Genomic DNA, 14,535 nt, shown 5'->3' with positions numbered 1-14,535 from the left:
GCGCGTCATCATCCGGCGAGACGAAAGGTGGCCAGATGGTACCATCTGGCCACACATGGCTCCTGCCGGAAGGTGTCACCGGATCCCGCGCCGGAACGGTCCGGCGCTGCCGTTCAAAGGATGAACCGCGACAGATCCGTGTTTCTGGAGAGGTCGCCGACATGCTTCTGGACATAGGCAGCGTCGATTGTGACGGCCGTGCCGTTGCGGTCGGGCGCATCGTAGGAGATCTCGTCCAGCACCCGCTCCATCACCGTCTGCAGCCGCCTCGCGCCGATATTCTCGATACTGGCGTTGAGGTCGACGGCGACGCCGGCGAGCGAATCGATGGCGTCGTCGGTGAAGGTGAGCTCGACGCCCTCGGTCTTCATCAGCGCGATATACTGCTTGATCAGGCTGGCCTCGGTCTCGGTCAGGATACGGACGAAGTCCTCCTTCTCCAGCGCACGCAGCTCGACGCGGATCGGCAGGCGTCCCTGCAATTCCGGCAGCAGGTCGGACGGCTTCGAGACGTGGAATGCGCCCGACGCGATGAACAGGATGTGATCCGTCTTCAACGGCCCGTATTTGGTCGCCACCGTGGTGCCTTCGACCAGCGGCAGCAGATCACGCTGCACGCCTTCACGCGAAGGGCCGCCCGAAATGTCAGACCTGGCCGCGATCTTGTCGATCTCGTCGAGGAAGACGATGCCGTCATTCTCCGCCGCGTCCAGCGCCCGGCGCACCACCTCGTCCTGGTCGAGCAGCTTGTCGGACTCGTCTGCGACCAGCAGGTCGTAGGATTCCTTCACCGTGGTCTTGCGCAGCTTGGTCTTCTTGCCGCCCATCGCCTTCGACAGCATGTCGTTGATGTTGAGCACGCCGATATTGGCGCCCGGCATGCCGGGAATCTCGAAGCCGGGCATGCCGCCATTGCCGGTGTCGGCCACCTCGATCTCGATTTCCTTGTCGTCGAGTTCGCCGTCGCGCAGTTTCTTGCGGAAGCTGTCGCGCGTCGCCGGGCTCGCCGTCTTGCCGACTAGAGTTTCCAGTACACGCTCCTCGGCGTTGACATGGGCGCGCGCCTTGACGTCCTCTCGCATCTTCTCGCGCACCAGGCCGATGGCGATCTCGACCAGGTCGCGGATGATCTGCTCGACGTCGCGGCCGACATAGCCGACTTCGGTGAATTTGGTCGCCTCGACCTTGACGAACGGCGCGCCGGCCAGCCGCGCCAGGCGGCGCGAGATCTCGGTCTTGCCGACGCCTGTCGGGCCGATCATCAGGATATTCTTCGGCATCACCTCTTCGCGCATCTGGCCTTCGAGCTGCTGGCGGCGCCAGCGGTTGCGCAAGGCGATGGCCACGGCGCGCTTGGCGTCCTTCTGGCCGATGATGAAGCGGTCGAGTTCCGAAACGATTTCGCGGGGAGAAAATGTGCTCATATCACTAAATTCCACTTTGCCACTGCTTGATGGCCTCGAACGGATGCAGCAGCATGATCACGTTGAGCGTCAGATTGTCCCGGATGAGATAGCCGGTACCCAGTTCGAAGAGGATGGCGAGGCTGACGATCACCCATATAGGTAGCCTTCGCGCCATCACAAATCCCAGCACCATGGCCAGTGTGTCGGACACCGAATTGATGATGCTGTCCCCGTAATAATCGAGCGAGATGGTGCCGGCGCGGTAGCGCTCGATGATGAACGGGCTGTTTTCGAGGATTTCCCAGCCGCCCTCGATGAGGACGGCGAATGCCAGCCGCAAGCCGATCGGCGAGCGCGGGAACAGGAACCGGGCCAGCGCATAGAACAGGAAGCCGTGGATGATGTGGGAAAAGGTGTACCAGTCCGAAATGTGCTGGGAATTCTCCGAACTGTTCACCACGCCATGCCACAGCTTGACATAACCGCAGGTACAGATCGGCGGATGGCCCATCAGGTAGAGCGTGACGGCCTGGGCGACGAGCAGGCCGGCGACGATCAGCAGCCCCATCCGCCAGCTATCCTCGTAAGCAGAAAGGCTCTTGTCGTCGCTGGATGTGGCCATGCCCTGGATTACCCCTCTTGCGCGTCTTCGGCGTCGATCGCCATCAGCACGACGTCGCCATAGATCGATTGCCTGCGATCAATGGCCCGAAATCCCGCCTTTTCATAGGCGCGAATGGCCCTGATGTTGGCGGGATCGGGGTCGATGATGACGCGCGGCACGCCTTCCTCGAACAGGTCTTCGACGAACTGGCGCACGATCGCCGAGCCATGGCCGATGCCGACCAGTTCCGGCCGGCCGATCGAAAGATCAATGCCGAGCGTGCCGAACGGCTGATCGGAATAGGGATGATCGTCCTCCATATGGGGGTCGTAGCTTTGGAGATAAGCGATCGGCTTGCCGTCGAGCTCCACGATCAGCGGCTCGACGGAAATGCTGTCTATGTGATCGGCAATCTCTGCGATTTCCGTCTCCGGATCGTCCCACCACTCGGCGACATGCGGCTCGGCCAGCCAGCCGGCGATCATCGGCAGGTCCTTTTTGGTCACCGGCCGAAAATCGTAGGGCACCACCCTCTCAGGCGGCATCGAGCGTTTCGACGACGAAATTGTTGTTGGTGTAGACGCAGATGTCGGAGGCGATCTGCATCGCCTTGCGGGCGATCTCCTCGGCATCCTTGTCGGTGTCCATCAGCGCGCGCGCCGCGGCCAGAGCGTAATTGCCGCCCGAACCGATGGCCATGACGCCATGTTCGGGCTCCAGCACGTCACCATTGCCCGTCAGTGCCAGCGAGACCGACTTGTCGGCAACCAGCATCATCGCCTCCAGCCGGCGCAGATAGCGGTCGGTGCGCCAGTCCTTGGCGAGCTCGACGCACGCGCGGGTGAGTTGGTCAGGATACTGTTCGAGCTTTGCTTCGAGCCGCTCCAGCAGCGTGAAGGCATCGGCGGTGGCACCGGCAAAGCCAGCAATCACATTGCCGCCCTTGCCGATGCGGCGCACTTTGCGGGCATTGCCCTTCATGATGGTCTGGCCAAGGCTGACCTGGCCGTCGCCGGCGATCACCACCTTGTTGCCCTTGCGCACGGTCACGATCGTCGTGGCATGCATGGTCAATTCATTGGACATTTCCTGCTCCGAGCAGCGCCATCCCTTTAAAAGGCGATTTGGCGCGGTACGAGTGACTTTGATCGGCCATATGTATGCATGGGGCCAATGATTGCAAACCGCTCGATAGCGGCCGGGATCGCAACTGGCAATCGCCGGATCATGCTGCTAGAAGGCTCTCGTTTTCAAGCCAGCGAGCGCTTGAGGCCCGTGAACCGGTCGCGGTCTGAACCACTGGCACAAGGATAGAGTGATGGCGCCCCGTTCCGCCGATGCAAGCCGCAAGACCAGGGAAACCGACATCTCGGTGTCGATCCATGTCGACGGCTCCGGCAAATCGGACATCGCCACCGGCGTCGGCTTCTTCGACCATATGCTGGACCAGCTTTCCCGCCATTCGCTGATCGACATGACCGTCAGGGCCAAGGGCGACCTGCACATAGACGACCACCACACGGTCGAGGACACCGGCATCGCGCTCGGCCAGGCCTTGACCAAGGCGTTGGGCGAGCGGCGCGGCATCATGCGCTATGCCTCGATCGACCTTGCCATGGACGAGACGCTGACGCGTGCGGCGATCGACGTCTCGGGCCGCCCCTTCCTGGTCTGGAACGTTTCGTTCTCGTCGCCCAAGATCGGCACCTTCGACACCGAACTGGTGCGTGAGTTCTTCCAGGCGCTGGCGCAGAATGCCGGCATCACGCTGCATGTCACCAACCACTATGGCGCCAACAACCATCATATCGCCGAGACCTGCTTCAAGGCGGTGGCGCGCGCGCTGCGCGCCGCGCTCGAGCGCGATCCGCGCCAGCCCGACGCGGTTCCCTCCACCAAGGGTTCTTTGAAGGGATAGCCTCATGACCGCCTATGTCGTGATGGAGCCACCTGGCCGCAGCGAGAAAGTCGACATGACGACGTTGGTCCGCGACGGCTTCACCTGGCTCGGCCTGCTGGTGCCGCCGCTGTGGCTTGCCTGGCACCGGCTGTGGGTCGAAGCGGCGCTGGCCTTTGTCATCATGGGCGTGCTTTCGATGCTTGGTCAGAAACTTGGCCTCGGCGTCGCCGGCTCGCTGCTGTCGCTGCTCGTCTCGCTCTATGTCGGCCTGGAGGGCCAGGGATTGCGCATCGCGGCGATGCGCCGCCGCGGCTGGCATGAATGGGGCGTCGTCGAGGCCGGTCGGCTCGGGGACGCCGACATGCGCTATGCCCTTGAGATCGAAGGTCTTTCGGATGAAGCGGCACCCGCGCCGCGCATCGTTCCGGATGCCGCTCTGGCGCGCCCGGCGCAGCCCGGCATGGCGCTGGGGCTGACCCACATTCCGGGACGGCGCTGAGATGCGCGTTGCGATCATCGATTACGGTTCGGGCAATCTGCGCTCGGCCACCAAGGCTTTCGAGCGCGCCGCGCGTGAGGCCGGCATCGCGGCCGAGATCGACCTGACGGCCGATGCCGACCGTGTGCGCACCGCGGACCGCATCGTCCTGCCCGGCGTCGGCGCTTACGCCGATTGCGCGGCCGGCCTGCGCGCCGTCGAGGGCATGTGGGAGGCGGTCGAGGAGGTCGCCATCGCCAAGGGCCGGCCTTTCCTGGGCATTTGCGTAGGCATGCAGCTGATGTCGCAGCGCGGCCTCGAGAAGACCATCACCAACGGCTTCGGCTGGATATCGGGTGACGTCAAGGAGATCCAGCCTGCCGATCCGGCGCTGAAGATTCCGCAGATCGGCTGGAACACGATCGAATTGAGGCGTCGGCACCCGCTGTTTTCCGGCATTCCGACCGGGCCAGACGGGCTGCATGCCTATTTCGTCCACTCCTACCATCTCGATGCGAAAAACTCCGACGAGGTCCTTGCGGTTGCCGACTATGGCGGCCCGGTGACCGCCACGGTCGCCCGCGACAATCTGGCCGGCACGCAGTTCCATCCTGAAAAGAGCCAGGCGCTGGGCCTGGCGCTGATCACGAATTTCCTGCGCTGGAGGCCCTGATGAGCCATCCGCACCGACCGTTGGCGCTGCCCCTCATTGTCCTGCCGGACATTTCTCCCCGTATAAGGACGGGGAGAAAAACGCTGTCTTCGATGTTTTCGACAATTCTGAAAGAGGCGACGAGGCCGGAACTGCCCCCTTCTCCCCGTCTCTATACGGGGAGAAGTGCCCGGCAGGGCGATGAGGGGCAGCGCGGACCTGTGATGGATCGCAGCGCTCCACCGGCCAATTCGGGCGCCCAAACGTTCCAGGAGCCCCAAGCCGTATGATCCTGTTTCCAGCCATCGACCTCAAGGACGGCCAATGCGTGCGCCTGAAGCACGGCGACATGGCGACCGCGACCATCTACAATGACGATCCGGCCGCGCAGGCCAAGGCCTTCGAAGAGCAGGGTTTTGAGTGGCTGCATGTCGTCGACCTCAACGGCGCTTTCCAGGGCCAGAGCGTCAACAGAGCCGCGGTCGGCGCGATCCTGAAGGCGACGAAGAACCCCGTACAGCTCGGCGGCGGCATCCGCACGCTGGAGCAGATCGAGGATTGGCTCGACCGTGGGCTGGCCCGCGTCATCCTCGGCACGGTGGCGGTGCGCGATCCCGATCTGGTCAGGCAGGCCTGCAAGGCATTTCCGGGCAAGGTCGCCGTCGGCATCGATGCCAAGGCCGGCAAGGTTGCCGTCGAAGGCTGGGCCGAGGCGTCGAGCCTCGGCGTCATCGAACTTGCCAGGAAATTCGAAGGCGCCGGCGTGGCCGCCATCATCTACACCGACATCGACCGCGACGGCGTGCTGACCGGCATCAACTGGGACGCCACCATCGATCTCGCCGACGCCGTGTCGATCCCGGTCATCGCCTCCGGCGGGCTGGCTTCGATCGCCGACATCGTGCGCATGACCATGCCCGACGCACAAAAGCTCGAAGGCGCCATCTCGGGCCGGGCGCTCTATGACGGCCGCATCGATCCCGCAGAGGCGCTGGCCATCCTGCAGGGCAGGCCAGCGACGGAGACGCGGTCGTGAAGGTTTCGCTCATCCTGGCCTCCTATGACAGCGGCCACTATCATGGCGGCATGGGCCAGGGGCCCGACGCGCTGATCTCGGGCGGGCTGGTCGACGCCTTGACCCTTGCCGGCCATGACGTCACGGTCGAAGATATCGGCAGGGTCGGTGACGACCAGGAGCGCGAGATCGCCACGGGTTTCGCCGTCTGCAACGCCGTCTCGGGCGAGGTCCGCATCGCCCGAGACAGAGGGCGGTTTCCCATCGTGCTGGCCGGAAACTGCCTGACCAGTGCCGGCGCGGTCGCCGGCGAAGGCGCCGACGCCATCATCTGGGCCGACCAGCATGGCGACCTCAACACGCCCGAGACGTCCGTATACGGTTTTCTCGACGGCATGGCGCTGTCGACGGTGCTCGGCCTGTGCTGGCGCCCGATGGCATCGGCCATTCCCGGCTTCAGGCCGATCGATCCCGCGCGCTGCGTGCTCGTCAACGCCCGCGATCTCGATCCGGCGGAGGAAAAACTTCTCGAAACATTGCCGGTCATCCGGACGGAATGCCCCGGCGTGGCGCAAGCGACGGAACAATTGAAGGCCGCCGGCGCCAACAGCGTGCACATGCATCTCGATCTCGACGTGCATGATCCCAAGGCGCTGCAGGCCAACCGCTATGTCACGTCAGGCGGACCGAGTGCGGAGCAGCTGCGCCACGCGGCCTGCGCCATGGCGCTTGCGGTGCCGGTCGTCGGCATCACCGTTTCCGCTTACGATCCGGCCTTCGATGCCCGGGCCGATGTGCCGCCGCTGGTCGGCCAGTTGCTCAACGATCTGCTTGCCACGATAGAGGGCCGCTGATGCTGAAAGCCCGCGTCATCCCTTGCCTCGACGTCAAGGACGGCCGTGTCGTCAAGGGCGTCAATTTCGTCGATCTCATCGACGCCGGCGATCCGGTGGAGGCAGCCAAGGCCTATGATGCCGCCGGCGCCGACGAGCTCTGCTTTCTCGACATCACCGCTTCGTCGGACAATCGCGAGACCATCTTCGACGTCATCGCCCGCACCGCCGAACAATGCTTCATGCCGCTGACCGTCGGCGGCGGCGTGCGCCAGGTCTCCGACATCAGGAAATTGCTGCTGGCCGGCGCCGACAAGGTGTCGATCAACACGGCCGCGGTGAAGAACCCGGATTTCGTCGCCGAAGCCGCCGACAAGTTCGGCAACCAGTGCATCGTCGTCGCCATCGACGCCAAGAAAGTGTCGGCGCCCAATGAAGCCGACCGCTGGGAAATCTTCACCCATGGCGGGCGCGAAAAGACCGGCATCGACGCCATCGAGTTTGCGCGAAAAATGGTCGATCGCGGCGCCGGCGAGATCCTGTTGACCTCGATGGACCGCGATGGCACCAAGGCCGGCTACGACATCGCGCTGACCCGGGCGGTATCGGACGCGGTGCGTGCGCCAGTCATCGCATCGGGTGGCGTCGGCACGCTGGATCATATGGTCGAAGGCATTCGTGACGGCCATGCAGGGGCTGTTCTGGCGGCCTCCATCTTCCACTTCGGCACCTACACCATCGCGCAAGCCAAGGCGCATATGGCCGCGGCCGGCCTGCCGATGCGGCTGGACTCGCTGGGAAACAGGTCCTAGAGCATGTTCCTTGAACCGGCTTTCGGAAAAGAGCAGGCTTAAACAAGAAGATAGACTGACATGGCCGAGTTTTCGCTCTCCGACCTGGAAAAAATCGTCAGCGACCGCGCCCATTCCGGCGATCCGGACTCATGGACGGCCAAGCTGTTTTCGCGCGGCATGGACAAGGCGGCGCAGAAGCTCGGCGAGGAGGCGGTCGAGACCGTGATTGCCGCCGTCAAGGGCGACAAACAGGGCCTCGTTTCGGAAAGCGCCGATCTCATATATCATTGGCTCGTCGTTCTCGGCATAGCGGGCGTTCCGCTGAACGACGTGCTCAGGGAGCTCGAAGGCCGCACCGGGCGTTCGGGCATCGCCGAGAAGGCGTCACGGCCCAAGGGCTGACCGCGAGGGAGGGCAGGTATCTCGATGGATCAGCTCGCGCCAACCGAGAAATATTCCCCGTTTCGCTTTTTCTCGGCCGAGCAATGGTCGCAATTCCGCGCCGACACCCCGCTGACGCTGAGCGAGGACGAGTTCCGCCGCCTGCGGTCGCTCAACGACCCGGTCGACCTCGAAGAGGTCAAGCGCATCTATCTGTCGCTGTCGCGGCTTTTGTCGGCGCATGTCGAGGCGAGCCAGCTTCTTTTCAGGCAGCGCCAGGCCTTCTTCAATGCCGTCGATGTCGCCAAGACGCCGTTCATCATCGGCATCGCCGGTTCGGTCGCGGTCGGCAAATCGACCACGGCGCGCGTGCTGAAGGAATTGCTGGCGCGATGGCCGTCGAGCCCCAAGGTCGACCTCATCACCACCGACGGCTTCCTGCTGCCCAATGAGGTGCTGCGCCGCGAAAGCCTGATGGAGCGCAAGGGGTTTCCCGACAGCTACGATGTCGGCGCGCTGCTGCGTTTCCTCTCGGGCATCAAGTCGGCGTTGCCCGACGTCCGCGCGCCGGTCTATTCGCACCTCACCTATGACGTCATCCCCGGCGAGTTCGTCACCATCGACCGGCCCGACATCCTGATCTTCGAAGGCATCAACGTGCTGCAGCCGGGCAAGCTGCCGCAGGACGGCAAGATCGTGCCTTTCCTGTCGGACTTCTTCGACTTCGCCATCTATATCGATGCCGATGAGAAGCTGATCCACCAGTGGTATATTTCCCGCTTCATGCGGCTGCGCGAGACCGCCTTCCGCAACCCGGACTCCTTCTTCCATCGCTATTCGCGGCTGTCGGAGGATGCGGCCAAGGCAATCGCCGAGGGCCTGTGGACCAACATCAACCTGAAGAACCTGCGCGAGAACATCCTGCCGACGCGCGCCCGCGCCGACTTGATCCTGCGCAAGGGCGCCGACCACCTGGTCGAGGAAGTGGCGCTGCGCAAGCTCTAGGCTTTCAGAAAACGATTCCGCTCGAACCGTTTCGATGCGACTGGCGTCCGATTAGAACGCCCTTAACCGATTGGTTGCTAGAACTCCGCCATATCAGCTGTTGTGGTGAAGGCCGTTGGCATGGATGCGCCGCTCATTGCCCCGGGCAAGCCGGCAAGCTTGAATTCCAGCCAGGCCGCGTCTCGTCTCGGTGCTCCGGCCGCTGCAACGTTGCTGATCGTCGCCTATGCGACCATCACCTCGCTTCTTCTACCGGTCAATGTCGACGTCTCCTGGCTGCTGACGGTCGGCGACCGCGTCCTCAATGGCGAACGCCTTTACGTTGATATTGCCGAGGCCAACCCGCCGTTTTCAACCTGGCTCTATCTGCCCTTCCTTGTCATGGAGCGGCTGACCGGGCTCGCGGCGGAACTCTGGCTGAGCGTTGGACTGGCGGCGCTGGCGGTTGCTTCAATCTGGTTTTCGGCCCGCATTCTCATCCAGGCCGATGAATCGCTCAAGCGATACGCCCGGCTCGCTCCGGTCGCGGTGTTTTGCGTGCTGTTCCTGCTGCCGCTGGATTTCGGCCAACGCGAGCAGATTTCCGTCATTGCCTTGCTGCCATGGCTGGCTCTGTTCTCGGTGCGCGATCACAGAGTGGACTTCCACGCCGGCAGCGCTGCCGAGCAGATCGTTGCGGGTGTAGGCGCCGCTGTCTTCGTCATGATCAAGCCTCCTTACAGTGTGCTGGCGCTGGCGGTGCCGGCCTTGGTGGTTGCGCTGCAACGACGCTCATTGCGTCCGCTTTGGACGACGGAGAATATCGTCGGCGGCATCTTGACCGTCATCTATCTGACTGCGGTCGCAGTCTTCATGCGCCCCTTCTTCACCGATGTCTTGCCGTTGCTGCGTCAGGTCTATCTGCCGATGCGCGCGCCGGTCGTTGATATGTTGACGCTCTGGCCGATCGAAGCGTTCCTGGCAATGGCGGCGACCACGCTCGCAATGGCTCGCCCCGACCGTATTCATCGCGATGCGAAAATACTGCTTCTGGCCGGGACAGCTTATGTCCCCGCTTTCCTCATGATGGGCAAGGGTTGGACCTATCAGGCGCTGCCGTTCCTGACATTTGGCGCCTTGGCGTTCCTGCTCCAATTTGTCCGGCGGCCGCCGTGGCGGGACCTGACCATCTTGGCCAGGACCGGAACCGCGCTCGGCCTGCTTCTCTTGATACTGATCGCCCTTCAGGGACAGGTCTCAGCGCTGTTGCAGCCTCGCGGCGATCTGGACGCGGCTACAGCCGCCATCGCCATCGCCGTCGATCGCCCCACCGTCATGTCGATCGGCTCTCGGCTGCAGGTCGGCAACCCACTCGTGCGGGCGGTCGGTGGCCGCCTTGTCGGTCGTCACCCCTCCGCGTGGATGGTCAGGGATTCCGGGCTGCTGATCGAGGCGGGGAGGGATCCGGTCACACGGAAGGAACTGCAAGCACTGCGGGACACATACATTCTCGATATTGCGAAGGAAGTGACCACCAAACGGCCGGACATCGTCCTTGACGATGGGACGGCGGTACCCAGTGCCCCGGTATTGCTGAAGATCGCGGACAACCCCCCTCCGCCGAGGCCACTTCGCGACAACCCCGCGGTCGCAGAAGCGCTGCGGGGCTACCGCTTGCTGCTCCAGAATGGTTCGGTGACAGTGCTCATCCGCGCCGATACAGCCGCGCGCTAGCAGCTCGTAGCAGGTTCGTCGAACCTGCTACGAGCGAAATGCGGGATCACGGTTCAGCCATTGGCGAACGGGACGGCGACATAGATCTGGCTGCCCTCGCGTTCGACCAGCAGCAGCACCGACTTGCGGCCTGACTTGCCGGCCTGCGCGATGGCTTGCGTGACCTGCCTGGCGTTCTTCACCGGCGCCTGGTTGACGGCGACGATGATGTCGCCCGGCTGGATGCCTGCGGTGGCCGCGGCCTTGTCCGGGTTGACGGTGGCGACCACCGCGCCGCGCTCGTTGTCGGCCAGGTTCATCTGCTGGCGGATGTCGGGCGTGATGTCCATCAGGCCGAGGCCGATGGCCGGCGCGCGGGAGCCCTGTTCTGTCCCCGGCGCGCTGGAATCGCCGGTGGATGCCGTTTTCACATCGTCGCTGTTGCGGCCGACATCGACGGAAATCCGCATGGCCTTGCCCTTGCGCCAGACATCCAGTGTCTTCCTGGCACCCGGCGCGACGTCGGCGACAGCCCGCGACAGATCCTTGGGATCCTTGACGTCCTGTCCGGCGAAGCTGGTTATGACATCGCCGGTCTCGACACCGGCCTTGGCCGCGGGCGAGCCGTCATTGACCTGCGAGACCAAGGCGCCGGCGGGATGATCGAGCCCGATGGCGCTGGCCACGTCCGGGGTGACCGGCTGGATCTCGACGCCGAGATAGCCGTATTCGATGTCGCCACCCTTCATCAGCTTGGCAACCACCTTCTCTGCTTGGTCCGACGGAATGGCGAAGCCGACACCGACGCTGCCGCCATTCGGCGAATAGATCGCCGTGTTGATGCCGACGACATTGCCGCTGACATCCACCAGCGGGCCGCCGGAATTGCCGTGATTGATCGGCGCGTCGATTTGAATGAAATCGTCGAACGGCCCGCTGTGCAGGTCACGGCCACGCGCCGAGACAATGCCGGCCGTGACCGTGGTGCCGATGCCGAACGGATTGCCGATCGCCAACACCTGGTCGCCTGTCATGAGCTTGTCGGAGTCGCCCCATTTCACGGTCGGCAGCGACTTGCCGGCCTTGATCTTCAGCACCGCGAGATCGTTCTTGGCGTCGTGACCGACCAGCTTGGCCGGAAGCTCCGTGCCGTCGTCGAGCGTGACCTTGATCGAGGAGGCGCCGTCGACGACGTGGTTGTTGGTGACGATGGTGCCGTCGGCGCTGACGATGAAGCCCGAACCGAGCGCCTCGGCGCGCTGCGACTGCTGTTGCTGCGGAGGCGTCTTTGGACCAGGCATGCCCTGATCGCCGAAGAACTGGCGGAAATAGTCGTCGAAGGGCGAATTGCCGCCAAAGGGCGAACTCTCAGGCGAACCTTCGCTCATGGCATCCGGTTGCGCCTTCATGACTGTCGTGACCGTGACGACAGCGGGCTTGGTCGAAGCCACGATGGGCGCGAACGATCCGTTCGGAGCCGTTATCCCTGCGACAGGGGTCTGCGTCGTCGCAGCGACGTTGCTCAAGCCGCCATTGCCGGCATTTTGAGCGAGGGAGACGACGGCGGGGGAGATGATCAGCGCGGCGCCCAGCAGGGCGGCGACGCGATGCCTACGAAGAATACCAAGAGGTGACATGGTCGTTCTGTCCGGGCGAGGGTTGATCCGGCGCCTCGGGCGGCTCTTGGGAGAAGGCGCCCGTCAGCGTGTCGACGGCCGGGATGGCCTGTCTCGCCGTACATGGCGGCCGGCCGGATCGACACGAGGTATCTAGGGTGCCGAATGGCCCGAATTAGGGTTTTTGCCCGACCTTACGAAGATTTAATTCAGAGCGCGCTTACGGATCGCAGATAGGCCGACGCGATTTCACGCATGCGCTTGCCGTCGAAACTCGGGCCGTGGCCGCCATGGCCGATGCGGATCGGCAGGTCGAGCAGGCGCCGCATCGTGCTGGCATAAGCGCCCCTGTCGGAATCCGGCAGATCGTCGATCAGCGTGTCGTCATAGATGGCGTCGCCACTAAAGAACAGGCCATCGGCCTCGTCGAAAAGCGCGATCGAATCCGGCGAGTGGCCGGGAAGGTGCAGCACGCGAAATTGCCGGTCGCCGAGGTCGACCACGTCGCCCTCGTCAAGGGTCCGCGTCAGCGGCGCCGATGGGATCTTGTAATCCGCCGACTTCCAACCCGGCTCGGGCAGCTTCGAAACCGCGCCCTCGAGATCGTGAAACATGTAGGCGTAGGTCGCGGCCTCATCCATGCTCTCGAATTGCGCCGCGCTCATCCTTGGCCCGGCCCGCAGCGGAAATTCGTGCAGCGAGCCGACATGGTCGAGGTGGATATGGGTGGCGACGACCAGAAGCGGCTTGCCTGCGGGCGTCTCTATCTGCGGCGCCAGTGGACAGATGCCCATGCCGGTGTCGACCAGAAGGTCGGCGTCGCGACCGGTGAAATGCCAGATGTTGGCGCGCACATAGTCGTGCACGAACGGCTCGGTCAGCATCATCGTCCTGTCGTCGACGATGCGCTTGCTGAACCAGTTTTCCATCAGGCGGGACCGGGCATTAATTCCAAGCCCAAGATCAGACGAACGGTTTTCCGACCTTGTATTTTTCCGGCACCAGCCGCTTGAGATAGGCCATGCCGGTCTCGGACAGTTGGTTGGCGTCGGACTTCATGAAATCGTCGGGCATGTGCCGGGTCTTGCCGGCGACGTTCTTCAGCGGCACCTTCTTCAGCACTATTTTGCTGCCATCATACTGCAGCGCGACCGAGCCGCCGCCCTGTTCGGCGACGCCGACGGCGAAGGCGCCGGCATCGAAGGCCTCCTGCGCGTCGACCGCGCTGATGGCGCCGACATAGCCGCGCGGCATGTAGCCGAGTGCGTCGACGCGGGCGCGCTTGCCCGGCAGCCCTTCGGCCAATGCCCGTTCGAGCGCCGCAGGCAGGTCGCTGCCCGACAATTTGACGTTGCCGTGCTGGTCGCGTTCGAGCTTGTCCGCCGGCACCAGGCTTTCGACCAGCGCCTTGCCGTCGGCGGTGCTGACGCCTTCCGACACGGCGACGATACAGCGCTTGTGGCGGTCGAGCGTGGCGCGCACGTCCTCGATGAAGCCTGCGGCGGAGAACGGCCGCTCCGGCACGTAGACGAGATGCGGGCCGCTGTCGGGGTCGAGCTGCCAGGCCGCGGCGGCCGCGGTCAGGAAGCCGGCATGCCGGCCCATGACGATGCCGACATAGATGCCGGGCAGCGCGCGAAAATCGAGGTCGACCGACAGGAAGGCGCCGGCGACGAATTCGGCCGCCGAGATGAAGCCCGGCGTATGGTCGTTTTCCTCGAGATCGTTGTCGATGGTTTTCGGCGCATGGACGAAAGCGATCTTGCCGCCGGCGGCATCGGTCAGGATCTGCTGCGTGCCCGAGGTGTCGTTGCCGCCAATGTAGATGAAGGCGTCGGCGCCCGCCTTCTGCAGGCCCTTCAGGATGACCTCGCAATAGGCAGCATCCGGCTTGTCGCGCGTCGAGCCCAGTGCCGCGCTCGGCGTTCCGGCAATCAGCCGCAGCCGGTCCTCGGGAATGGCCGAAAGGTCGACATAGTTGCCGTCACGAATGCCGCGCACGCCGTGGATCGAGCCCAGCACCTTGGCGCCGGGATGTCGCTTGCGGATCTCCAGAGTGGCGCCCACCACCGTCTGGTTGATGACGGCGGTAGGACCGCCGCCCTGCGCGATAACAAAAGTTCCGGCCATTCCTGACGTCTCCCGAGGTTTTCAAGGCA

General features: G+C 63.9%; 16 protein-coding genes. 9 read left to right on the top strand and 7 right to left on the bottom strand.

The features are described from left to right. Window positions 1-113: 113 nt before the first annotated feature. From hslU to hslV, 4 genes are read right to left on the bottom strand one after another with little or no spacing between them, the layout of a single operon-like run. Window positions 114-1,424 carry an ATP-dependent protease ATPase subunit HslU gene (hslU, locus tag EN845_RS18835; protein ID WP_127871196.1) on the bottom strand — a complete coding sequence of 437 codons (1,311 nt, stop codon included), beginning with the start codon at window positions 1,422-1,424 and terminating at the stop codon, window positions 114-116. A gap of 4 nt (window positions 1,425-1,428) precedes the next feature. Next, window positions 1,429-2,028: a DUF2585 domain-containing protein gene (locus EN845_RS18830; protein ID WP_127871195.1), complete on the bottom strand. Its 600-nt coding sequence runs from the start codon at window positions 2,026-2,028 to the stop codon at window positions 1,429-1,431. Window positions 2,029-2,036: 8 nt separating this feature from the next. After that, on the bottom strand, window positions 2,037-2,555 hold the full coding sequence (locus EN845_RS18825; RefSeq protein ID WP_127871194.1) for a GNAT family N-acetyltransferase: 519 nt from the start codon (window positions 2,553-2,555) through the stop codon (window positions 2,037-2,039). Beyond that, entirely contained in the window at window positions 2,545-3,096 is a 552-nt protein-coding gene (gene hslV / locus EN845_RS18820; protein ID WP_127279611.1) for an ATP-dependent protease subunit HslV, read from the bottom strand. The genes EN845_RS18825 and hslV overlap by 11 nt, the downstream gene beginning before the upstream one ends. 232 nt (window positions 3,097-3,328) lie before the next feature. Between hslV and hisB the strand changes: the two genes are divergently transcribed. From hisB to EN845_RS18770, 9 genes are all read left to right on the top strand, one after another. Further along, window positions 3,329-3,928 carry an imidazoleglycerol-phosphate dehydratase HisB gene (gene hisB / locus EN845_RS18815; RefSeq protein WP_127871193.1) on the top strand — a complete coding sequence of 200 codons (600 nt, stop codon included), beginning with the start codon at window positions 3,329-3,331 and terminating at the stop codon, window positions 3,926-3,928. A 4-nt stretch (window positions 3,929-3,932) separates the two neighbouring features. Then, window positions 3,933-4,409: a DUF2628 domain-containing protein gene (locus EN845_RS18810; RefSeq protein ID WP_127871192.1), complete on the top strand. Its 477-nt coding sequence runs from the start codon at window positions 3,933-3,935 to the stop codon at window positions 4,407-4,409. Between the two features lies 1 nt (window position 4,410). Next, entirely contained in the window at window positions 4,411-5,061 is a 651-nt protein-coding gene (hisH, locus tag EN845_RS18805; protein ID WP_127871191.1) for an imidazole glycerol phosphate synthase subunit HisH, read from the top strand. Between the two features lie 265 nt (window positions 5,062-5,326). Further along, window positions 5,327-6,076 carry a 1-(5-phosphoribosyl)-5-[(5-phosphoribosylamino)methylideneamino]imidazole-4-carboxamide isomerase gene (hisA, locus tag EN845_RS18795; protein ID WP_127871190.1) on the top strand — a complete coding sequence of 250 codons (750 nt, stop codon included), beginning with the start codon at window positions 5,327-5,329 and terminating at the stop codon, window positions 6,074-6,076. Beyond that, window positions 6,073-6,909: an arginase family protein gene (locus EN845_RS18790; RefSeq protein WP_127871189.1), complete on the top strand. Its 837-nt coding sequence runs from the start codon at window positions 6,073-6,075 to the stop codon at window positions 6,907-6,909. Before hisA ends, EN845_RS18790 begins: the two co-directional genes overlap by 4 nt. Continuing rightward, entirely contained in the window at window positions 6,906-7,700 is a 795-nt protein-coding gene (hisF, locus tag EN845_RS18785; protein WP_167531401.1) for an imidazole glycerol phosphate synthase subunit HisF, read from the top strand. Before EN845_RS18790 ends, hisF begins: the two co-directional genes overlap by 4 nt. A gap of 60 nt (window positions 7,701-7,760) precedes the next feature. Continuing rightward, window positions 7,761-8,084 (top strand): phosphoribosyl-ATP diphosphatase, encoded by a 324-nt coding sequence (locus EN845_RS18780; protein ID WP_127280828.1) that lies wholly within the window; start codon window positions 7,761-7,763, stop codon window positions 8,082-8,084. A gap of 24 nt (window positions 8,085-8,108) precedes the next feature. Beyond that, the gene (coaA, locus tag EN845_RS18775; RefSeq protein ID WP_127871187.1) at window positions 8,109-9,068 is read left to right on the top strand and encodes a type I pantothenate kinase; all 960 of its coding nucleotides are present in this window, start codon (window positions 8,109-8,111) and stop codon (window positions 9,066-9,068) included. Window positions 9,069-9,188: 120 nt separating this feature from the next. After that, the gene (locus tag EN845_RS18770; RefSeq protein WP_127871186.1) at window positions 9,189-10,781 is read left to right on the top strand and encodes a hypothetical protein; all 1,593 of its coding nucleotides are present in this window, start codon (window positions 9,189-9,191) and stop codon (window positions 10,779-10,781) included. Window positions 10,782-10,834: 53 nt separating this feature from the next. On the opposite strand, the gene EN845_RS18765 is transcribed toward EN845_RS18770, so the two are convergent. The 3 genes from EN845_RS18765 to EN845_RS18755 form a co-directional block, all read right to left on the bottom strand. Beyond that, window positions 10,835-12,397, bottom strand: a complete 1,563-nt coding sequence (locus EN845_RS18765) for a DegQ family serine endoprotease (protein WP_127871185.1) — start codon at window positions 12,395-12,397, stop codon at window positions 10,835-10,837. Window positions 12,398-12,585: 188 nt separating this feature from the next. Next, complete coding sequence (locus EN845_RS18760) at window positions 12,586-13,305, bottom strand: MBL fold metallo-hydrolase (protein ID WP_127279475.1); 720 nt, start codon at window positions 13,303-13,305, stop codon at window positions 12,586-12,588. Between the two features lie 34 nt (window positions 13,306-13,339). Then, entirely contained in the window at window positions 13,340-14,506 is a 1,167-nt protein-coding gene (locus tag EN845_RS18755) for a diphosphate--fructose-6-phosphate 1-phosphotransferase (RefSeq protein WP_127279474.1), read from the bottom strand. Window positions 14,507-14,535 lie beyond the last annotated feature (29 nt).

It is taken from the genome of Mesorhizobium sp. M8A.F.Ca.ET.202.01.1.1 (assembly GCF_004791595.1).
Taxonomy (GTDB): domain Bacteria; phylum Pseudomonadota; class Alphaproteobacteria; order Rhizobiales; family Rhizobiaceae; genus Mesorhizobium.
This window is presented reverse-complemented; position numbering and strand designations above follow the sequence as displayed.

Bases quoted from the DNA above. Each gene is read 5' to 3' on its own strand.
- hslU (WP_127871196.1), bottom strand. From the start codon at position 1,424: ATGAGCACATTTTCTCCCCGCGAAATCGTTTCGGAACTCGACCGCTTC.
- EN845_RS18830 (WP_127871195.1), bottom strand. From the start codon at position 2,028: ATGGCCACATCCAGCGACGACAAGAGCCTTTCTGCTTACGAGGATAGC.
- EN845_RS18825 (WP_127871194.1), bottom strand. From the start codon at position 2,555: ATGCCGCCTGAGAGGGTGGTGCCCTACGATTTTCGGCCGGTGACCAAA.
- hslV (WP_127279611.1), bottom strand. From the start codon at position 3,096: ATGTCCAATGAATTGACCATGCATGCCACGACGATCGTGACCGTGCGC.
- hisB (WP_127871193.1), top strand. From the start codon at position 3,329: ATGGCGCCCCGTTCCGCCGATGCAAGCCGCAAGACCAGGGAAACCGAC.
- EN845_RS18810 (WP_127871192.1), top strand. From the start codon at position 3,933: ATGACCGCCTATGTCGTGATGGAGCCACCTGGCCGCAGCGAGAAAGTC.
- hisH (WP_127871191.1), top strand. From the start codon at position 4,411: ATGCGCGTTGCGATCATCGATTACGGTTCGGGCAATCTGCGCTCGGCC.
- hisA (WP_127871190.1), top strand. From the start codon at position 5,327: ATGATCCTGTTTCCAGCCATCGACCTCAAGGACGGCCAATGCGTGCGC.
- EN845_RS18780 (WP_127280828.1), top strand. From the start codon at position 7,761: ATGGCCGAGTTTTCGCTCTCCGACCTGGAAAAAATCGTCAGCGACCGC.
- coaA (WP_127871187.1), top strand. From the start codon at position 8,109: ATGGATCAGCTCGCGCCAACCGAGAAATATTCCCCGTTTCGCTTTTTC.
- EN845_RS18770 (WP_127871186.1), top strand. From the start codon at position 9,189: ATGGATGCGCCGCTCATTGCCCCGGGCAAGCCGGCAAGCTTGAATTCC.
- EN845_RS18765 (WP_127871185.1), bottom strand. From the start codon at position 12,397: ATGTCACCTCTTGGTATTCTTCGTAGGCATCGCGTCGCCGCCCTGCTG.
- EN845_RS18760 (WP_127279475.1), bottom strand. From the start codon at position 13,305: ATGGAAAACTGGTTCAGCAAGCGCATCGTCGACGACAGGACGATGATG.
- EN845_RS18755 (WP_127279474.1), bottom strand. From the start codon at position 14,506: ATGGCCGGAACTTTTGTTATCGCGCAGGGCGGCGGTCCTACCGCCGTC.